At 61.2% G+C, this 19,606-nt stretch carries 17 protein-coding genes; 1 reads left to right on the top strand and 16 read right to left on the bottom strand.

Going from position 1 to position 19,606, the window contains the following annotated elements; genetic code table 11:
- The first annotated feature begins 3 nt into the window (after positions 1–3).
- Positions 4–1,560 carry an SAM-dependent methyltransferase gene (locus tag ACILSE_RS00565; RefSeq protein ID WP_395715387.1) on the top strand — a complete coding sequence of 519 codons (1,557 nt, stop codon included), beginning with the start codon at positions 4–6 and terminating at the stop codon, positions 1,558–1,560.
- Between the two features lie 52 nt (positions 1,561–1,612).
- On the opposite strand, the gene ACILSE_RS00560 is transcribed toward ACILSE_RS00565, so the two are convergent.
- From ACILSE_RS00560 to vccB, 16 genes are all read right to left on the bottom strand, one after another.
- Complete coding sequence (locus tag ACILSE_RS00560) at positions 1,613–3,019, bottom strand: sulfatase (RefSeq protein WP_395715386.1); 1,407 nt, start codon at positions 3,017–3,019, stop codon at positions 1,613–1,615.
- Between the two features lie 102 nt (positions 3,020–3,121).
- Entirely contained in the window at positions 3,122–4,420 is a 1,299-nt protein-coding gene (locus tag ACILSE_RS00555) for a FecR domain-containing protein (RefSeq protein ID WP_395715385.1), read from the bottom strand.
- Positions 4,417–4,950, bottom strand: coding sequence for a sigma-70 family RNA polymerase sigma factor (locus ACILSE_RS00550; protein ID WP_395715384.1), 534 nt, complete (start codon positions 4,948–4,950; stop codon positions 4,417–4,419). The genes ACILSE_RS00555 and ACILSE_RS00550 overlap by 4 nt, the downstream gene beginning before the upstream one ends.
- A gap of 64 nt (positions 4,951–5,014) precedes the next feature.
- Entirely contained in the window at positions 5,015–5,410 is a 396-nt protein-coding gene (locus ACILSE_RS00545; RefSeq protein WP_395715383.1) for a PIN domain-containing protein, read from the bottom strand.
- Positions 5,407–5,682 carry a hypothetical protein gene (locus ACILSE_RS00540; protein ID WP_395715382.1) on the bottom strand — a complete coding sequence of 92 codons (276 nt, stop codon included), beginning with the start codon at positions 5,680–5,682 and terminating at the stop codon, positions 5,407–5,409. The genes ACILSE_RS00545 and ACILSE_RS00540 overlap by 4 nt, the downstream gene beginning before the upstream one ends.
- 103 nt (positions 5,683–5,785) lie before the next feature.
- A complete protein-coding gene (locus ACILSE_RS00535; RefSeq protein WP_395715381.1) occupies positions 5,786–7,528 on the bottom strand; it encodes a DUF885 domain-containing protein in 1,743 nt (580 codons plus the stop codon).
- A 32-nt stretch (positions 7,529–7,560) separates the two neighbouring features.
- Entirely contained in the window at positions 7,561–9,324 is a 1,764-nt protein-coding gene (locus ACILSE_RS00530) for a DUF885 family protein (protein WP_395715380.1), read from the bottom strand.
- Positions 9,325–9,494: 170 nt separating this feature from the next.
- Positions 9,495–11,192 carry an FAD-dependent oxidoreductase gene (locus ACILSE_RS00525; RefSeq protein WP_395715379.1) on the bottom strand — a complete coding sequence of 566 codons (1,698 nt, stop codon included), beginning with the start codon at positions 11,190–11,192 and terminating at the stop codon, positions 9,495–9,497.
- On the bottom strand, positions 11,189–12,379 hold the full coding sequence (locus ACILSE_RS00520) for an exo-alpha-sialidase (protein ID WP_395715378.1): 1,191 nt from the start codon (positions 12,377–12,379) through the stop codon (positions 11,189–11,191). Before ACILSE_RS00520 ends, ACILSE_RS00525 begins: the two co-directional genes overlap by 4 nt.
- A 47-nt stretch (positions 12,380–12,426) precedes the next feature.
- On the bottom strand, positions 12,427–13,422 hold the full coding sequence (locus ACILSE_RS00515) for a hypothetical protein (protein WP_395715377.1): 996 nt from the start codon (positions 13,420–13,422) through the stop codon (positions 12,427–12,429).
- Positions 13,423–13,430: 8 nt separating this feature from the next.
- The gene (tmk, locus tag ACILSE_RS00510; protein ID WP_395715625.1) at positions 13,431–14,051 is read right to left on the bottom strand and encodes a dTMP kinase; all 621 of its coding nucleotides are present in this window, start codon (positions 14,049–14,051) and stop codon (positions 13,431–13,433) included.
- A gap of 5 nt (positions 14,052–14,056) precedes the next feature.
- Complete coding sequence (gene guaA / locus ACILSE_RS00505) at positions 14,057–15,577, bottom strand: glutamine-hydrolyzing GMP synthase (protein ID WP_395715376.1); 1,521 nt, start codon at positions 15,575–15,577, stop codon at positions 14,057–14,059.
- Between the two features lie 43 nt (positions 15,578–15,620).
- A complete protein-coding gene (guaB, locus tag ACILSE_RS00500; RefSeq protein WP_395715375.1) occupies positions 15,621–17,078 on the bottom strand; it encodes an IMP dehydrogenase in 1,458 nt (485 codons plus the stop codon).
- A gap of 57 nt (positions 17,079–17,135) precedes the next feature.
- A complete protein-coding gene (gene vccD, locus ACILSE_RS00495; protein ID WP_395715374.1) occupies positions 17,136–17,846 on the bottom strand; it encodes a Verru_Chthon cassette protein D in 711 nt (236 codons plus the stop codon).
- Between the two features lie 20 nt (positions 17,847–17,866).
- Positions 17,867–19,084, bottom strand: coding sequence for a Verru_Chthon cassette protein C (gene vccC, locus ACILSE_RS00490; RefSeq protein ID WP_395715373.1), 1,218 nt, complete (start codon positions 19,082–19,084; stop codon positions 17,867–17,869).
- An 11-nt stretch (positions 19,085–19,095) separates the two neighbouring features.
- Positions 19,096–19,605 (bottom strand): Verru_Chthon cassette protein B, encoded by a 510-nt coding sequence (gene vccB, locus ACILSE_RS00485; RefSeq protein ID WP_395715372.1) that lies wholly within the window; start codon positions 19,603–19,605, stop codon positions 19,096–19,098.
- Position 19,606 lies beyond the last annotated feature (1 nt).

The following is a 19,606-nucleotide window of genomic DNA, read 5'->3' as shown; positions in this document are numbered from 1 at the left end:
GCCATGAAGTCATCCACACGAAAGGAGTTCGGAGATTTTCAGACCCCACTGGAGCTGGCCCAGGAGGTTTGCGCACGGGTTCGTGAAGCGCATGGCGACTTTGAGAGCATCATTGAGCCGACCTGCGGACAAGGCGCTTTCGTCCGCGCTTCTGCTGGAGCGTTTCCTTCCGCCTCGGTGTCAGGTTTTGAGATCAATGCGACTTATCGTGACAAAGCCGCCCAGCATGTCGAAGAGGCTGGACACTCATCGAGAGTGACTTTGATACACCAGGACTTTTTCGATGCCGACTGGCAATCCGTGCTATCTGCACAGCGGGGACGTTTGCTGTTACTGGGCAATCCGCCGTGGGTCACCAACGCCGGAGTTTCAGCCCTGGGTGGCGCGAATGTGCCGGTCAAAAAAAACTTTCAGGGGCATCGCGGCATCGCAGCACGAACGGGCAAGGCCAATTTCGACATCAGTGAGTGGATGCTGATTCATCTCCTGGAGGCATCACTGGGTCGGGAACTGGTCGTTGCGATGCTTTGCAAAACCGCCACGGCTAGAAAAGTGCTCCGCCATGCATGGCTTAAAGGATGGCCGGTAGATCAGGCCACCTTGCACCGCATTGATGCCCAGGAGCATTTCGGCGCGAGCGTGGATGCCTGCCTTTTCATGCTGCGCGGAGGGGTTCACGGTCCGAGAGAAGCCGCGCTCTTTGACAGCTTGGGTTCGCCAAAGGCGCCTGTCCGCTTTGGTCTGGCTGGTGACGAGCTTGTTGCCGATCTTGATGCCTACGAGCGGCTCTCGCACCTGGAGGGCACCAGTCCCTACCGCTGGCGCAGTGGCATCAAACATGACTGTGCCGCCGTGATGGAACTCACGCAGGTGAGTGATACCCACTATGCCAACGGCCTGGGAGAAACGGTGATGCTGGAGAGTGAAGTCGTGTTTCCACTGCTGAAAAGCACCGCGCTTTATCACGGGCGCGTGAATCCTGACCGCTGGATACTCCTTACCCAGCGCCGTGTTGGTGAATCCACTCGGACCCTGGCTTCCCGCGCACCGAATGCATGGAACTACCTCCAGCAGCACGCTGACCGCTTTGAAGCGAGAAAAAGCTCCATCTACCGGCGTGGCGAGGCATTCGCATTGTTTGGGATCGGTGACTATGCGTTTGCCGATTGGAAAGTGGCCGTGTCAGGGCTTCACCGTCCACCACGCTTTCAGATCATCCCTCCTCGCAGCGGCTGCCCGGTCATGTTTGACGACACCTGTTACTTTGTCTCTCTGGGCAGCAGGGAAGAAGCGGACACTCTTGCCAGCGTGTTGAACTCGAAGCCTTGCCTGGAGCTTCTGGCGGCCCTGACACTGCCGGAGGCCAAAAGACCTGTCACCGTGGAGCTGCTCCACAGGCTCGATCTACGCAGCATTGCCACCGAAGCAGGTCTCCTTGATGACTGGCTTGCTCATTGCGAACACACAAACGGCAACGAGCCTCAAGCCGCGCTGGCTCAAATGGAATTCTTGATGGAAGAGCCTGCTCGTTACCTGGAGCATGAACAAACAATAAAGTGATGGCTCGAGTTTGGTGAACGGGTCCGGAGAATGGCCGCAGGACTCCACCACACTACTTCTTCTTTTTCTTCTCCTTCGCCTGCATCGACGCGCCGACTTCTTTTCGCCAAGCGTTGAGTTTGGCGAGGAGGCGTTCGCGATCTTCGGGGCGCTCGGTGGCGAGGTTTTGGGATTCGCCGGGGTCGGTGGCGAGGTTGTAGAGTTCGACGCGCCTCTCGCCGGGGAAGTCGAGGAGCTTCCAATCGCCCACACGGATGGCGGAGGAAAAGAGATCGCCCGTGCTGGCGGGGCGTGGGGCGGGATTGTGCCAGTAAAAGGTGTCGCGTGCGGGCGCGGTGCCGGTTTGCAGGAGATCCACGAGGCTCACGCCGTCGCTGCCGGCGAGTTTTGGAGTCGCGATGCCGGCCATGGCGGTGAGCGTGGGCATGAGATCGAGTGTGCTGACGGGCGTGGCGATTTCCGTGCCGGGCTTCACCTTGCCAGGCCACTTCACGAGCAGCGGAATGCGCAGGCCGCCATCATACAAATGGCCTTTGCCCGCTCGCAGCGGCCGGTTGGAGGTGGCGACCTCGCGCTTGCCACCACGGGCGCTGAGGCCGCCGTGATCGCTGGCGAGCACGATGATGGTGTTGTCCTCGATGCCGAGCTTCTTGAGCTGGCCGAGCAGTCGGCCGATGCCGTTGTCCACGCTCTCGATCATCGCGGCGTAGGTGGCGTTGTTTTGCACGAGCAGGTTTTCGCCCGCGCTTTCCTTTTCCCATTCGACCTCGGCCTTCGGCATGGTGGCGAGCTTTTGCTCAAAGCGCTTGGTGAGGTGCTTCTTGGCCTCGATGGGCGTGTGGACGGCGTAATGCGCGAGCACGGCGCAGAAGGGCTTGTCTTGGTTCGCCTCGATGAACTTCATCGTCTCCTGCGTGAGGCGATCCGTGAGGTATTCGCCCTCCGGCGCGTCATCGAGACCCACGATGGCATCCTTCTCATCGTGTCCCTTGCTCTTCGACACCGTGTAAGGCGCAAAAAACGAGCGTGTGGCTCCCGCAGCGCCCGCGGCGACGATGGTGCCAAAACCCATCTTGTCTGGATTCGATGCGCCTTCGCCCAGATGCCACTTCCCGCGGTAAAACGTGCTGTAGCCCGCCGCCTGAAACGCCTGGCCAAAGGTCGCATCACGCACCGGCTCGACATGCGGGCTGTCCTTCTCGCCCTGCACGCGTGCGGGATGCTTCCCCGTCAAAATGCCAAAGCGCGACGGCACGCAGCGCGGATAGGCGACATAAGCCTGCGTGAACTTCGCCCCGCTGGCCGCCAACCGGTCCATGTTCGGCGTCTCATACAACGCGGAGCCGTAGCAGCCGAGATCCCGCGCGCCGAAGTCGTCGATGAGGATGAAGAGGACGTTCGGCTGCGATTGTCCGAAGAGCGAAGAGCCAAGGGCGAAGAGGAAGAGAAGCGTGCGCATGGTGCTGTGATGGAGCACTGCCGGCCAGGCTCGCGTTTACCGGAAAAAAGTGTGGTTGAGTCCTCTGGACTCATCTGAAGCAGCCGGGACGGCTGCACCACATTACTTCACTGCGATGCCATACATGGCGCGGAAACGTCCATCCTTCTCGGGGTAGGGCGGACCCAGTTTCACGGGGCCGGCGGCGGGCACGGAGCGCTTCCACACGATGTAGGTGACGAAGGTTTCGCCGCTCGCATCGGCGGTCATGCCTTGAACGACGGGGTTGTCAGCCCAGGGGCCGCTGCGGAGTTGGAAACCGGCCTCGACGAAGTCGCGGCGCACCCAGTCGGGAACTTCGGCGCGGGCATCGAGCATCAAAAAGACCGTGCAGGGCCGCGAGACGCGCATCGTGAGCTGGAGATTGGGATCGTTGCGATCCGGTGAGAAGGTGCCGATGATGTCCGCGCCTTCCAGAGCGGTGGGAAATGCCTCGCCGGGCATCGGTTGCCAGCGTGGTTTGCCCAGTGTCGAATACGGCCGCGCTCCCGTGCGCATCTGGCCGGTTTGCAGCGTGTAGAAGGCGTAGGTGCCGCCGTCATCGACGTTGTCGCTGATGTCGGTCACGAGCGCGTCCGGCGGTGGCGAAGTCATCACGGCAAACGACTCGCCGCGTGTGTTGATGCAGTGCAGACGGCGCGGCGTGGCGCTGGGATGCACGCGCACGGCATCGCCAGTCGAAAGCAACGTAGGCTTGGCTGTCTGAACGGTGCTGGAAACCTCCACCTGCCCCTGAAACACCGCCACGTCCGTCGCGCCCTCGTTGCCGAGCGATACACCAAAGCGCGTGCCGAGATCCACCACGCGGGCACTACTCGTCTCGATGACAAAACCTTTGCCAAACTCGCCCACATCCGCCGTCACGCGGCCCGCGAGCAGTGTGGCGTGCATCGCGTCCGCGAGGCGCAGATGCACCGGCGCATTCAAATCGAGCCTCACACCGGAACCGAGCCGCAACTGCACGCTGCCGTGATCCAGCCGCACCTCACGCAGATGCTTCACGCCGTCTTTGGGCCAAACCGAGGCCGCATCGTCCGAAACGGCCATCACACGCACTTCCACGCCGCGTGGCATCCACAACGCCAAAGCTCCCCCGAGCAGCAAAACGGCCGCTGCGGCCCAGCGCACGATTTGAGACCTCCAAACGACGCTTTTCGGCTTTTCGGCCACCAGCGGCATCTGTGCCACCGGACGCACCATCGTCGTCAAAGCCGCATCGACATGCGCGTAGCGCAAAAACTCGCGCCGCAGCTCCGCGTCGGCACCGAGACTGCCTTCAAGCGTCCTTGTTTCCTCCGCCGAGGCACGACCGCTAAGGTGGCGCTCGACGAGATCAAAGTCCTTTTCGCGATCCGGGCTCATGCGAGACCCTCCTTCGAAAGTTCACGCTTCGTGCAGTCCGTGAGCATCATGCGGATGCGGTGTAGCGATTTGTAAACCGCCATCGCCGTGCGTCCGATGCGTGCCGCCAGCTCATCCATGCGTGCGCCGGGCGCATACGCCGCCTCCACGAGGCTGCGCTGGTCCGACGGCAGCTTTTGCAGGCACACATCCAGCGCCTTCCGCTCCTCCACGAACTGGTCGGCCATCTCCTCCGCATCATCGGCGAGCTGCGCGAGCAAATCCTCGCCAAACACATGACGGTCACGGCTCTTCTTCCGCAGAAACTCCAGCGCCTCCAGCCTCGCCACGCCAAAAGCCCATCGACGAAAGTTCTCCGGCGCATCCAGTGACCCAAACCGCTTCCACAGCGCCATCGCCACCTCCTGCATCACATCATTCGCATCCTCCAGCGTCGGCACCAGCGACCTCACAAACCCGCGCAACGACGGCTCATGCTCCACATACAAGCGGAGAAAATCGGCATGGTGCTGGAAGGACGGATCGGGCATTCAAAAAGCATACTGCCGATTGGACCGGCGTTTGCCGGGAAATTATCTCCTACCTGCCGCAGCACTACCCGATGAACTCCGCGACACCTACCGCCCAAGCTTTGGAGCAGAGCGGCCTGTCGAGAGTCGCCATTTTCAAGCCGTGGCGTCGCGCCAGACAAACAAGGTGGGCATCCATCACTTCTTTGTGGCCTGAAACGGCAGGAAGCGTCGCCGCAGCGATGTCATCCGAAACCAGACGATGCGCGGGCAGGCTGATGATCTGGTCCAGAGCCACCTGCGCCTGAGCAAAATCAGCCCCGATGGCCGGGCTGAGGCTCACACGCAGAAAACCACACTGAACCGACGAGCACGTGGCAAACTCCGCCTGCCTGCCCAGCCAGGCGTTCGCCACCGCATAGTTCGCATGCACATTCCAACCGGCGGCAATGAGCACATTGGTGTCGATCAGGTAGCTCACGGCAGCTCATGGAGGATGTCATTCACCATCTCGGTCGTGATCGGGGGTAGTCCCGCCTCGCGGGTCAGCACCATGCGGCCCGTCTGCGGGTCGCGCACCAAGGTCACCTTGGGCTTGAGTGGTCCCTCTGACGCATTTGTGGAACCTGCTTTGCCTGGCACCACACGACGCAGCAACCGGTTCAATACGACATCCAACGTCGTGCGCTCCTGCCTAGCTTGTTCGCTCAGGTAGTTAGCGAGATCGTCATCGAGGTGGAGTTGGGCGTTCATCGGAGTCTTGGCTGCTTAGGATAGCGTCAGAATACAAGAAACAGGTTTGAATGGCAACCGCTCGTCTTTGCCCCAACTAGCCGCCCAAGAGATGGTTTTGGACTCATCTCGTCTCCCTCAACCTCGCCATCACCAGCTCCCTCAAATGCCTCACCGGGATCGAGCCGGTGGAGAGCACGGCTTCGTGGTAGCGGCCGAGGTGGAAATCTTTGCCGAGCTCGCGCTGGATCTCGCGGCGTGTTTGCATGTGGGCCTCGCGGCCGGCGAAGTAGGTGGAGAGCTGGGTGAAGCTCAGTTTGGCACGCGTGATCTTCGGACGAGCTTCGCCTTCGGCTTGGAAGGCTTCTTTCGTGAGGAAGGTGAGCGCTTCGTCGTCGGTCATGCCGGTGCAGTGCATCTGGTGATCGAGGATGGTGTTCGCGATGGCGCGGAGGAAAAATTTGAGCTGCATGAGGCGCAGCGCGAGGTCGCCATCGCCGTAGCCTTGGTCGAGGAGCATCTGCTCGGTGTAAACGGCCCAGCCTTCAATATAGACACCGGAGCCCTGCACGCGGCGGATCATCGAGGGATTGCGATTCGCATACACGAGCTGCACGTAGTGCCCGGGATAGGCCTCGTGGATGGTGAGGATTTTGAGCATGCGCTGGTTGTATTCGCTGAGGAAGCTCTTCACGCGCTCCACCGGCCAGGCGGCAGGCGGCGGGCTGATGGCGTAAATGGTGTCCGCCTTCGGATCGAGCACCGGCGCGGCATTGAGGAAGGCCATGCTGTTGCCGCGCTGGAACTCCGGCATCTCGAGGATCTGGCAATTGTCCGGCTTGGGCATCTGCAGGATGTCGTTCTTCGTGATGAAGTCGCTGATCTCCGCTACGGTGGCCTTCGCGTCCTTCACGAGGCCGTCGGGCGCGCCGTGATCCTTGCCCACCCAGTCGATGACGCGCTCGATGGTCTCGCGGCGGCCGTCTTCATCATCGGGCGGCACGGTTTCACCGGGAAAAGCCTTCGACCAAAGCTGTCGCGACACGAGCAGCATGTCGCGTTTCGTTTGAGCAAACGCCGCCTCGGCGCGGGCGAGCACTTCATCGGCATTCATGCCGGCCTGGAGCACCTGATCGAGCTTTTGCGCGAAGCGTTCCTTGCCCGCACGCCAGTCATCGGTGGCGGTGGGCAGCAGCTCGCGTTGCAGGTAGTTCAAATGCGAGCGCATGGCCTCCGCGGCGGCTTTGCAGGCGGTTTGCAGCTCTGCTTTGCGCGGTGTGTCGCCCGCGAGGTCGAGCAGGTCGCGCTCATAAAACATCACTGCGCCGCGTGTCTGCGTGATGGCGGTGGTGGTGTGCACCTGCGTGGGATTTTTCAGCGAAAGCCGCGCCTGCGCGATCATCGTCGGCACCTGCTTCACGCGGGCGATGACATTCGCGATGTTTTGCTCCTTCGGCAGCGTGGACTGCGTGAGCAGCGCATACGCGCCATCGGTGGCGATGCTCGTGTAGCCACGCGGATCACGCTGCCAGGGCTTCTCATGCTCCTCGGTCCAGATCTCGAGCTTCAAGCCATCGCGCAGCATCTCGTAGTCCACTTGACCATCGCGCGTGAGCTGATCATAGGCCACACGTTTCGGCAGATCCTCCAGCATGTGTTTTGCGAGCGCGAGACGCTTTTCGAGCCCTGCGGGCGACACATCATCGAGCTGCGCATCAAAGCGATGATCGCCAAGCCGCGTCGCGCCGGTGGGACTGAGCGGCAGGGAGGCTTCGAGATACTCCTGGTAAAAGTCGCGCAGGGCCTCATCGGCCGTTTGAGCGCCAGCCGCGATGGCCAGCGCGAGGAAAATGAGCGTGCGGAGCATGGTGAAGGGATTCGGAGTGAGCGGCAGACGCGTTACGGCTTCGTGGTGGCATCAAACTTCCACGTGGTTTTGAAGTCGGGCTTGAGCGGTTGTTTCGTCAGGCTGGCGCGGACGAGCTCGACGGGGATCGGGCCGAGCTGGAGGATGCCGTCGTGAAACTGCTTCTCGCTCAGCTTGCCACTGGCGACGAGTTCGCGATGCAGCGCGATGAACTGCAGCCCTCCGAGCATGTAGCCGCATTGATAGAGCGGCGAGTAGTCGCCTTTGATGAAGCGGCGCACCTCGCTGGTGGCGCCGAGTTTCTCATGACCGACGCGGTCGATGAGGAACTTCACCATCTCGTCCGGCTTCATCTGGCCGAGGTGAAACTTCAGCGTCACGATGATGCGCGCACAGCGGTGCATGCGCCAGAACAACGCGCCGATGCGATCCTCCGGCGTTGTTTGATAACCCATGTCCCACAGGCGCATCTCCCAGTAGAGCGCCCAGCCCTCGACATAAAACGGCGTGCTGAATCCGCGACGGTAAGGCAGATGCCGGTCCGCCATGAAGCGCTGCAAATGATGGCCGGGGATGAGCTCATGCGGCACCACATTGCGCATGAAAGGGCGGTTGTTGCCGCGCATCGCCATGAGCTTGTCTTCATGCTTCATCGCCTCGTTTGCGTAGGCGATGAGGATGTCGTGACCGCTATACGCGGCATACGGCATCTGCTTCTGCGCCTGCGGGCCGAGCATCGTGGTGCCCCACCACTCCGCGCAATCGGCGGGCACGGTGACGAGCTCGCGCTTCGTGACGAACTCCATCGCGCGTTTGCCCTCGGAGCGCACAAAGGTCTCCTGCTCGCCGGGGCGCACATATTGCAGCTTCACGCGCAGCAGAGCCTTCTTCCAATCATCGCCCAGCTTCATCTCCTGCGCGGCTTTCTTCATCTCCGACTCGCACCACGCGAACTCGCGCTCCGCGATGCCGATGAGCTCCTCCGGCGTGTATGGGATGAACTCATGCGCGAGCTGCTCCTGCAGATTGCTCGCGCCCTGCGCCTTGCCGAGCAGCGGCGCATCGGCCTTCTCTTTGATGCCCGCCAGCTCCTCGCGCAGAAACTTCGCGTAACCTTCCAGCGCCTTCTGCGCGTCGTCATAGGGCTGCTTCATCCACCAGCCAAAGTCCGGCAAAAAGCCCTCGTAGTTGCCAAACCACGTTTTGAGCGAGTCACGCAGCGCGTCGGTGCTCTCCGCCGCACGCAGCGCTTGATGCGCGGTGGGCATCGCGATGGCTTTTTCCTTCTTCGCGGCCTCTGCGGGCTTCTCGCCGGCCTTTTTCGCCTCCGGCTTCTTCTCCTTGGCCGCTTTCAGTTGGTTCTGGAGATCGGTGACGCGCTTTGCCAGCGGCGCGAGAGCACTCGCGGCCTTTTCGGGGTTCAAAGGAGCCCCCAGCACGCGCTGCTCGGTGAGTCCGTCGATGATCGAGCGAAACGGCATCCATGTGGCAAGCTCCTGCACATCATCACGACGATCACCGACATGCATCAGCGAGGCTTCGAGGTCATTGCGCATCAAAACGAAGTCGATCTGCTCCTCCGGCGAGAGTTTGGCAAAATCGAGCGCCGTCAGCTTCTTCAGCCAGCCCTCCAGCATCTGCTTTTCGCGATCCAGCGACCGCGCGGTGTCGCCCGTGATCGACCAATGACGGCTGAGCAGGCTCGCATCCGCGCCATATTGCTCGATGAGCACCCGCGGAGGCACCTCGGCGCAAGCGACGGAGGCGGAGAGAAGAAAAAGCAGAGATCGGATCACGGCGTGAGTGGACTGGAAAAAGCCGCCCAAAGCAAGCGAGGCATGCCAAGGGACATTTACCGCCAATCGTCGCCTTGCTGGCCGAAACGATCTTGAATGATCAAATCACGTCACGCTGCCTTTTCAGTCAAAACGACCTGTGAAGATGCGTCCGGAGGACTCAACCACACTCACTTGGCCCACTCCACGACCTGCCCGTCCTTCATGAGTCGCGCCTTCAGCTTCTCGTAATCGACCTCCTGCACGTTTTGGCCGTTCTCGATGGCCATCACGGCGGCGGTGGCGGCGCTTTGGCTGGTGATCATGAAAACCGGCTCCATGCGGATGCTGGCAAAGGCGGTGTGGCTAGCGCTCAAAGCGAAGGTGACGAGCAGGTTCGTGCACTCGCTCTTCTTTGGCACGATGGCGTCGTAGCCGATTTGATAGGGGCCGAAGCCGCCGCGACTGCCGGCGAGCTTGCCCTCGCGAATGACGACACCGTCCTTCACGATGCGGCGGATCTCATGCACGTCCGTGCCGTAGCTGCCGAGGCCGATGGACTTCGGCGCGATGGTTCTGCCAAAGGTGTGATGCTCGGTGAGCACGAGGTCGCTCACCATGCGCCGCGCCTCGCGGATGTAGAGCTGGTGCGGCCAGCCGCCGCTGTCCTGAAACTCATCTTTGGGCAAACCGAAGCGTTGCATGTCCTCGCGCACCTTTTTAGGCACACGCGGATCGGTGGCGAGGAAGTGCAGCAGGCCGCGGTGGTAGTTCTCGTGCCTTTTCGCGATCTTTTCGCGCTCGGCATAGCTCGCTGCAGGCCATGCGTGCGAGGCACCGGGCAGATTGCCGCCAAAGGTGGCGGTGTTGAAGTCCCACTTGTCGTTCGGCAGCGGGTCGTGCTTTGAAAACCAGCGTAGGTCCATGTCATCGCCGTTTTGCAAACAGGCCTCAATGAAGCGCGCGACGATCTCATACGTTTTCGGGTCGTAATCGGCCGGTGGCGTGATGGGCAGGCGATCCGCCGCTGTGGTGAGGCAAAGCCGGTAACAGTAGGCCTGCACGCCGGGCGCGGGATCGCCAGGCTTGCCGACCTCGTCGAGTTCGATCAGCGGCAGCACGCCGCTGTCGGGACAACCGAGCACCACATACGGATCGAGCGGGAAATCGCGGTCCCACACGCCCTGCCCGCCTTTCACGCGGCCATTCACGCCTGGCACTAGGTGCTCACTCCGCGGCTTGTACTTCGCGTCGTATTGGATGCCGTTGAAGCTCTCGCCATACTTCGCATTGCCCTCGCGCATCAAAGTGAAGCTCACACCGGCTTTCGCCATCAAATCGCCTTCGTAAGTCGTGTCGATGAATACCTTGGCGCGGATCACATCGCCGTTTTCGAGGGTGATGGAAGTGATGCGGGCACTCTTGCCCGCACCTTTGCGGCCAGGAGTGGCCGCCTCACTTTTTGCCGCCGAGGCTAGTCGCGCCTCGCGAAGCACCTTCACACCAGCTTCCTTCACCATCTCCTCAAACACTCGCTCCGCCTGATGCGGCTCAATTGCATACGCGCCGCCCGTCGCGGGGCCGCCGGTGCTTTTGAAGGGCTGATCCCACTCCAGCTTCTTCCCATACTTGCCGACGAGCCGCGTGAAATACTCTCTCGCGATGCCACCCACACTGCGCGGATCGCCAATGTCCACCGCGCTGAGCCCGCCACTCGTCATGCCGCCGAGATGACGCCCCGGCTCGGCCAAAACGACCGTTTTGCCCATCCTCGCCACCTGCACCGCCGCCGCCACACCACCCGACGTGCCGCCAAAGACGCACACATCGGCCTCATGTACGGCAGCGAGGCCAGAAGAGGCCAAAAGAAGGAAAAACAGCGGTTTCATGGTTGTTCGAGCCATTCGAGGTTGAAGCGGGCCACGGTCAAACCGGAGCCTGCGAAGCCTGGTTTGGTGCCGCGACCGTAAAAGCAGAGGATGGTGCCGTTTTGAGTCACAGCGATGTCGGAATACATGCTGGGGCCGTCTTCGAGGAGTTTGTTGACGGGCCAGGTCTGACCTTCATTGGCACTGAGTTTGATGCTGACGTTTTTGCGGGCGCGGCTCTTGCCTGGCTCGGGTTTTCCTTCACGACCGCCTTCGAGGTTGTGGGGATTGGAGAAGAGGATGAGGCGCTTGCCGCCGTGGTCGTAGCGGAGGATGCCGGCCATGCAAATCGGCTCCAGCAGAGCATCATCAAACTTCGGCGTGCTCCAGTTCGTGGCGCCATCCGGGCTGGTGGTGATGAGGCGGCGATGCGCTTTGGATTCGCTGCGCACGTTGAGCATCACACGACCGTCGTTGAGCTCAATGGCGACGGTTTCATTCGGGTTGATCCACTCGTCGGTGCAGGGGACGGCGATGTCACCGGCCTTCCAGGTCTTGCCTTGGTCGTCACTGTAAATGGTCGCGGTGACGCTGGGGCGGTGCGCATTGCCGCCTTCACCCGTGGAAAGCCACACAGGCACGACAAGGCGGCCGGTTTTGAGCTGGATGCTGTGATTCGGACCGGTGGCGAGCACCTTCCAGGCATAGTCATTTTTTAAAGCGTCGAAGGTGGAGGTGATCTCGACCGGCTTTGACCAGGAGAGGCCATCGTCCTCGCTGCGCTGGTAAAAGGCCCGCTCGTATTCGAGGCAGAAGAGCATGTGAACGGTGCCGTCCTTGTCCGCGATGAGCACCGGGTTGTTGTAGGTGACCTGCGTGGTGTCCACATTCTTGAGGCGCAACGCGAAGGGGTTCTTCTGCTTCGGCCCGGGCACATCGGCGATGCTTTGCGGCTGGCTCCATGTTTTGCCGTCATCGGTGCTGCGGCGCAGCAGGATGCGGATGTCCGACCAGTCACCGCCGCCCTTGCGGGCCTCGCACCATGCCAGCACTGAGCCCTTCGCGGTCACGACGACGCCGGGGATGTGGTAGATGTTGAAAGCGGGATCATCGCCGGTCTTGAAGAGATCCTGTTTTTCGAGGAAGGGTTCTGCGGCAGACAGATGGACTCCAAGGAGACAGGCGATAGAGGGTAGGAGGCGCTTCATGAGGATGGGAGATCAAAGCGGCAAAAATGGGCAGCGGGCAATGACGCTCAGCTCCCGAAGGCCTGGATGAAGCCCACTTCGAGTGCGAGCGACTCGTTCACGTTCGTGTGCAGATGGCTTTCGAGCTGCCGCAAGACTCGCACGCGCTTGGCGACATCGTCTGGCGACCACTTCGAGGCGAGCGAAGCCGTCATGCTTTGATGCTTCGGCAAATCGAGATGCTCCGCACCAGCCTGTTGGCGTGCGACATCCCCGAACCACGACAGAAGGAGGTCCATCAAGGCGCTGCGCTGCTGGATGTAATCCGCCTCGATGGCGGCCTCGACCTGCTCTTCGCGTTGTTTGAGCCAGGAACCGTCCGTGGTCTTGCCGTAGTGCTCGGTTTCGCGCTCAAACTCCTCCTCGTGCTTCTTTTTGAGGTCGTCATGCAACTCCTCTAAAATCTCCTCAAATTCCACTTTCAGCGCCAGAGCCCCGGAGAGGGTTCCGGAGCCTTTCGCGGCATGTTTGCCGAGAACGATGAGCAGCTTGTTTTCATGCTCGGTGAAGATGCGGGCACCCGCGGGTGCCATCAGGCCCACTTCGATGACGCGTGATTGGATCGTCGGCAGGAGCTGCTCGGGCTGCGTGGTGAGCAGCAGCAGCAGCGTGCGAGGCGGCGGCTCCTCGAGTGTCTTCAGGAAGGCATTCTGCGCCTGCACGTTCATGCGCTCCGCATCGACGATGATGCCGAGCTTCCAGCCGTTCGGCGAGGCGGTGCGGCGGATCATCTTTTCCAAAAAGCGGATCGTGCCCGGATCATCGCCATCCTTGCCGATGGTGATGCGGCGCGATTTGCTCTGCGGCCGCAAAACAACGGCTCCCTGGCCTTCCCAGCCCTCCAGCGTCCGCTGCGGCGTGCCGACGACGAGATCGAGCACCTTCGCCGCAAACTCCTCATGCCGCGCCTCCTTCGGCCCGGTGATCAGGTAAGCATGCCCAAGCCGCCCGTTGTCACGGGCTCGCGCGAGGAGCTGCAGGGCATGATCGGATTTGAAGGGCATTTGCGGGGCTAGGCGGACAAAAGGCTCCAGATATGCTCGTGCACTTCCTCGGGTGATTGCGAGGCATCGACCACGCGGAAGCGTTCCGGCTCGGCCTTGGCGAGCGAGAGGTAGCCTTGGCGCACTTTTTCAAAGAACTCCGGCGGCTGGCTTTCCATGCGATCAAGCTCGCGACCGGTGGCGTGGATGCGCTGCCAGGCGGTCTGCACATTGAGATCGAGCAAAACGGTGAGCTGCGGGAGCGTGCCGCCGATGGCAAAGCGGTTGATGGCGTTCACTGCATCGAGTGGAAGGCCACGGGCATGGCCTTGATAAACCGTCGTGGAGTCGAGGAAGCGGTCGAGGATCACAAACACGCCGCTTGCGACCAGCGGACGGATTTTCTCGCGCACGATCTGCGCACGGCTGGCGGCGAAAAGCAGCAGCTCCGTCTCCGAGGTCATCGCGTGGCCTTCCTTCGAATGCTGGAGGAGATGGCGGATGCTCTCACCGATCTCCGTGCCACCAGGCTCGCGCAGGACCTCGACTTTGCGACCTTCCTTTTCGAGCCGTTCCTTCAACAACCGGATCTGCGTGGATTTCCCGCAACCTTCTGAGCCTTCGAACGAAAGAAGAAATCCAGCGCCCATAGTAATCACTCCCACTCGATGCTCGCCGGCGGCTTCGTGCTGATGTCGTAGAGCACGCGGTTCACGCCTTTGACGCGGTTGAGGATCTGGTTGGAGGTGCTGGCGAGCACTTCGTAAGGCAAACGGACCCATTCGGCGGTCATGGCGTCTTCGCTTATGACGGCGCGGAGGCTGATGGCCTGCTCGTAGCTGCGTTCATCGCCTTTGACGCCCACCGTTTTGACGGGGAGCAGCGCGGCGTAGGCCTGCCAGGTCTGCTCATACCAGCCGCTGCGGCGGAGTTCGGCGATGAAGATGGCATCAGCCTGCTGCGTGATGGCGACGCGTTCGGCGGTGATTTCGCCGGGAATGCGCACGGCGAGGCCGGGGCCGGGGAACGGGTGACGCCACAAGGCGCGATGCGGGATGCCGAGGCTGGCACCGAGGGCGCGGACCTCGTCTTTGAAGAGCTCGGCGAGCGGTTCGAGCACTTTGCCCTGCTCTTTGAGCTCCATGATCTTATCGACGCGGTTGTGATGCGTTTTGATCTTGCTGGCAATGCTGCCGCTGGTGGCGCTCTCGATCACGTCGGGATACAAGGTGCCCTGCGCGAGCAATTCGACGTTGTCGGCCACTTTCCAGAACTCCTCGACGAAGAGCGTGCCGATGATGCGGCGCTTCTGCTCGGGATCGGTGACGCCTTTGAGAGCGCCGAGGAAGATGGCGCTGGCGTCGATCTGCTCGATGGGCACACCGACTTCATCAAACAGCGTTTTGACCTCCGCGGCCTCGTTGAGGCGCATCATGCCGGTGTCGATGAAGATGCAGCGCACCTTCACGCCGGCCTTGGCGAGCAAGACGGCGAGCACGGTGCTGTCCACGCCGCCGGAGACGCCGCAGATTACCTCCCGGTTGCCGACCTCGGCCTTGATGCGGTCGAGCATCTGGGCCTTGAACGCGTTGATGTCGAACTTCGCGAGCTTTGCGCCGCTTTTTGTTAGGAAGTTCCGCAGGATGGCCGTGCCTTCGTGCGAATGCGTGACCTCAGGGTGAAACTGGATGCCCCAGCAACGGTCGGACCACTTCAAGGCCACCGGGACGGCGTCTTCATTCGTGGCGATGACCTTGGTCGTGTCGACCAGGTTCGCGCAGGTGTCGCTGTGGCTCATCCAGACCTGGGATTCGTGCGAAATGCCGCTGAAGAGGTCCTCATGGTCGGTCACGACCAGCTTGGCAGGCCCATACTCGCGAGTGACGCCGGGTTTCACGGTGCCGCCGTGCTTGATGTTGAGGAGTTGCATGCCGTAGCACACGCCGAGCACCGGAACGCCGAAGGACATGAGTTTGTCGTAATCGACATCGGGCGCGTCTTTTTCGGACGTGCTGCGGGGGCCGCCGGAAAGGATGATGGCACCGGGAGACTGCAAATTCGCCAGCTCCGCAGGCGGATACAGGTGCGAGGCAAAGCCGAGCTCGCGAACGCGGCGGACAATGAGCTGGGAATACTGGGAGCCGTAATCGAGGACGGCGACTTCTTGGGCGGTCATGAGAGAATATGTCGAATTCAGAATGATGAATGACGAGGCCGGATCAATGCGGCTCGTAGTTCACCGGCTCCTCGGTGATGACGACATCGTGCGGATGGCTTTCTTTGAGGCCGCCGGCAGTGATGCGGACGAAGCGGGCTTTGGCGCGCAATTCATCAAGGTTGTTCGCACCGACGTAGCCCATGCCGCTGCGCAGGCCGCCGATGAGCTGGAAGACGACATCGGCGAGCGGACCTTTGTAGGGCACGCGGGCCTCGACGCCCTCGGGAACGAGTTTGCCGGAACTGTTCTGACCATAGCGATCCCCTGCCCCTTTGCGCATGGCTTTGAGGCTGCCCATGCCGCGGTATTCTTTGAAGGTGCGGCCCTGCCATTTGACCATGTTGCCGGGGCTTTCGCTCGTTCCCGCGAGCAAGGAGCCCAGCATGACGACATCAGCGCCACCAGCGAGGGCTTTGACGATGTCACCCGAGTAACGAATGCCGCCGTCGGCGATGACAGTGACGCCCGCGGGCCGGCAAACCTCCGCCACCTCCTGCACGGCGCTGAACTGGGCCATGCCGACGCCAGAAATGATGCGCGTGGTGCAAATGGAGCCCGGACCGACGCCCACCTTGATGGCAGAGACGCCTGCGGACATCAAATCGCGCGCGCCATCGGCGGTGACGACGTTGCCAGCGACGATGGGCACGCCCGCGCCGAGATTTTCACGCAGTCGGGCGATGACGCTCATGACGCGGCTGGTGTGACCGGTGGCGGCGTCGATGAAAATGGCGTCCGCACCGGCGGCGAGCAACGCTTTGCCACGATCGATGCAATCGTCGCCGACTCCGACGGCCGCGCCGACGCGGAGCTGGCCGTTGGCATCTTTGGCGGCGTGTTTGAAGGTCTGGCGCTTGATGATGTCCTGCTTGGTGATGAGTCCGGCGAGTTTCCCGCTGGAATCGATGAGCGGCAGCTTTTCGATGCGGTGCGTGTAGATGATTTTAAGGGCGTCCTCGAAGCTGGTCTGAGGTGTGCCGGTGGCGAGACGCGTGCTCGGCGTCATGACGGCGGAGACGGGCGTGCTTTCGTCTTCGATGTACCACATGTCGCGGCTGGTGACCATGCCGACGAGCTTGCCGTCCTTGTCCACGACCGGGAAGCCGCTGACGCCCTTCTCGTGCATCAGGCGATGAAGCTCTCCAAGACGCGTTTCCGGTGTGACGGTGTGCGGATTCTGAATGACGGTGTTTTCGCTGCGCTTCACCCTTGCAACCTGGTCGGCCTGCTGGTCGATCGGCATGTTTCGGTGGATAACGCCGAGCCCGCCCTCACGTGCGAGAGCGATGGCCAGTTCGGACTCCGTGACGGTGTCCATGGCGGAGGAGAGGATTGGCACATTGAGGCCGATGGAGGCCAGTTTGGTGCTTACATTGACTTCTCCAGGCAAAACAGCGCTGTGCGCCGGGAGGAGAAGAACGTCATCGAAACTTAAAGCGAGAGAAGGCAGATCACCCATGTCGCAGGTAAGCGGCGATCATGCGGCTGTCATGCGGAAATTTGCCTGATCTCGAAATCAGAAACCCGGTTTGTAGCTGCGAGCTTTCCCAGTGAACGGATCCACCTGGATGGTGAAGAAGTTTTTGGGAAGATTTTGCATGGTGATGGCCTGACCGCTTTCGATGGTGAGAGTGATGAAGCTTTCGGTAAGTGTTTGATATTCGAGGGTGGCAAAACCACCGGTGGCCTGCCCCACCTTGCGGCAGGAGCCGTCCGGCATGAAGCGCCATGCATTATAGACAGCCGTCTGAACGCCCGAGTAGCCGACGCTGGAGCCTTCCTTGCTGTCAGGCAAACCGTCACCTTTCAAGGCGGGCGAAAGGGTGTCGTCAGCAACGATGATGACGCTTTCCGGAAGGTTCACAAGGTTGTTGGCTGGCTCGAGGGATTCTTTGACGTTGGCCGCGGCTCCCGTTCCTTCAGTAACCTGGATGATTTTAAAGATCTGATAGGAGCGGTAGGCGGGATTGGCGCCGAAAGCATCCGGGACCTTGAAGAAACGCAGTTCGACAGGAACGTTACTGGCATAGGCGATCTGCTGGGCTTCGGAGATCGCGCCGAAAAGAGACTCGCCTGCGGAGGCGAGCTTGCTGGCCATGAGCGTGCGGGAGAGAGCCGGGGCTGAAAATGCGAGCAGGAGCACGATGATCGTCACCACGACGAGCATTTCAATGAGGGAGAATGCGCGGGAGGCAGGCGGCCGCGGGGATGACGACGTGTGGATCATGACGGCGGGGGGAAGGTTTGTTAAAAGCTCCATCTTGCCTGCTTGAGGGCGATGGTGGTGGTGAAGACGCGGTAGTCGAGCTTGTTTTCGAGGAGGATTTTTTTGAGTTTACCCGGTTCCTCAGCAGTACCCTCGAGGTCGGCCGCATAATCGGCCGCGTTGGTAAACAGGGTGGACGTCTCGGCCAGCACTTTCTGGCGAAGATCATTGTTGCTGGAGAGGCTCTCGCCGCCCCGCTGGTCGAGGGCGACCATGGTTACCAGAAGCAACGGAGGCATCTGATGCTGTGTGCCTTGGGGACTGCTGCCTGCTGACGAACCCGGGCTGGTGACGAGTGTCGAGTCGAACTCATATTCGCGGGCGATGGAGAATGGCTCGATGTTGCCGCTGCTGGAGGCAACGGTGGTTTCGATCCGCGGGGAAATGACCAGTGTGAGGATATTTTCGGCGATAGGCCGGGTGAAAGCACGGGAGTCAACTGTCTCAGAACTTTGGACGGTGGCGGTGAGGGCTTCCTGGAACCACCTGCGTGAATTTACGATCTTGGTGCGATCATTTGGGTCGATGAGACGGAAGCCATCGGAATAGATGCGGTTCATTTCCGAAGTGGGGCTGTATTCCATCAAACGGAGACGGAAACGCGGAGGAACGCTGGTGAGCTGGTTGAGGAAGGGAGGACGATAGGGCTGGTCGTCACCCCATTCCACAAAGTAGCCGCGACCACACAGAAGATTGACCATGTTTTCGGTGTTTGCCTGGGAGCCGGTGGCGGCGACGAGACGTGTGACTCCGAGGGGGGCTTGGAAAAAGACCGCGTGGCCGGGGTAGTTTTCCTTGGAGCCGGAGGCGGAAGTAAGCAGCCTGGTTGTCGGCCCACATACGAACTGCAACTCAGACTGGCGCACATTGGCCCGGGCGCGAGTCACCTGCTGACCAGCGGCGTCGGTTCGAAAGGGATCCGAAGCGCTCTCCCAGTAGGTGTTGAGGGTGGCCTGGCTGATGTTACGAGTCAGGGTGTCAAAGGCAACACGCGCCTCGCGGAACTGGGAGACGCGAGCGTTGGAACGCACCCAGTTACGCTGCACAATGCCGATCACCTGGGTGACCACGAGCATGAGGATGACGAGGATGGTGATGGAGATCATCAACTCCACGAGCGTGAAGGCCGAACGGCCGCGAAGACGGTAAGGCCGGACTGGGGTAACCGGCAGGGAGGGGCAGAATAATCCGGCGTTCATGGCGGCGGGGCTCAGCGAGTTTTGGCGAGCAGATGGTTGAATGTGGTGTAAGCGATCCGGTTGTTCTCCCCAAACTGGAAGTCGGGGTTGGCGGTGGTGGCGATCCGGATGATCACGCGGCGCAAATAGCGCTGCATCTGCTCGGTTTTGGGCAGGGAGGCGGGCTGGGAGAAGTCGATCTCGGCGACGAACGTGACTTGGCCGGACTGCTGCTCGACCTCCTGACCCTGGTCGTTGAAATAACGACGGCTCTTCTCGGGAAGAGCATTGCCGCCGCTGGAGGGGGTTCCTGTTCCCTGCGGAGGCAGGAGGCTGAACTGGGTGTTTTCGAGATCGCGTATGATCTGCTCGATGATGTTGCTGTTCAGGGTGAGGATGCCGGTTTTGCGCGACATTTCGAGGCCCTGTGGCATGAGACCAAGCAGGGTGATGATGGCGAGCGCGGCAATGGCGACGGCGAGCGTGACCTCAACAAGGGAGAAGCCAGCGGAGGCCGGACGGCGAGGGGAATGTGCGGTCACG

The sequence above is a fragment of the Prosthecobacter sp. genome, from assembly GCF_044236155.1.
Taxonomy (GTDB): Bacteria; Verrucomicrobiota; Verrucomicrobiia; order Verrucomicrobiales; family Verrucomicrobiaceae; genus Prosthecobacter.
Note: the sequence above shows the minus strand (reverse complement) of the source record. Positions and strands in the feature narration are given on the sequence as shown.

Coding starts and splice junctions, on each gene's coding strand:
- ACILSE_RS00565 (WP_395715387.1), top strand. CDS start 4: ATGAAGTCATCCACACGAAAGGAGTTCGGAGATTTTCAGACCCCACTG.
- ACILSE_RS00560 (WP_395715386.1), bottom strand. CDS start 3,019: ATGCGCACGCTTCTCTTCCTCTTCGCCCTTGGCTCTTCGCTCTTCGGA.
- ACILSE_RS00555 (WP_395715385.1), bottom strand. CDS start 4,420: ATGAGCCCGGATCGCGAAAAGGACTTTGATCTCGTCGAGCGCCACCTT.
- ACILSE_RS00550 (WP_395715384.1), bottom strand. CDS start 4,950: ATGCCCGATCCGTCCTTCCAGCACCATGCCGATTTTCTCCGCTTGTAT.
- ACILSE_RS00540 (WP_395715382.1), bottom strand. CDS start 5,682: ATGAACGCCCAACTCCACCTCGATGACGATCTCGCTAACTACCTGAGC.
- ACILSE_RS00535 (WP_395715381.1), bottom strand. CDS start 7,528: ATGCTCCGCACGCTCATTTTCCTCGCGCTGGCCATCGCGGCTGGCGCT.
- ACILSE_RS00525 (WP_395715379.1), bottom strand. CDS start 11,192: ATGAAACCGCTGTTTTTCCTTCTTTTGGCCTCTTCTGGCCTCGCTGCC.
- ACILSE_RS00520 (WP_395715378.1), bottom strand. CDS start 12,379: ATGAAGCGCCTCCTACCCTCTATCGCCTGTCTCCTTGGAGTCCATCTG.
- ACILSE_RS00515 (WP_395715377.1), bottom strand. CDS start 13,422: ATGCCCTTCAAATCCGATCATGCCCTGCAGCTCCTCGCGCGAGCCCGT.
- tmk (WP_395715625.1), bottom strand. CDS start 14,051: ATGGGCGCTGGATTTCTTCTTTCGTTCGAAGGCTCAGAAGGTTGCGGG.
- guaA (WP_395715376.1), bottom strand. CDS start 15,577: ATGACCGCCCAAGAAGTCGCCGTCCTCGATTACGGCTCCCAGTATTCC.
- guaB (WP_395715375.1), bottom strand. CDS start 17,078: ATGGGTGATCTGCCTTCTCTCGCTTTAAGTTTCGATGACGTTCTTCTC.
- vccD (WP_395715374.1), bottom strand. CDS start 17,846: ATGATCCACACGTCGTCATCCCCGCGGCCGCCTGCCTCCCGCGCATTC.
- vccC (WP_395715373.1), bottom strand. CDS start 19,084: ATGAACGCCGGATTATTCTGCCCCTCCCTGCCGGTTACCCCAGTCCGG.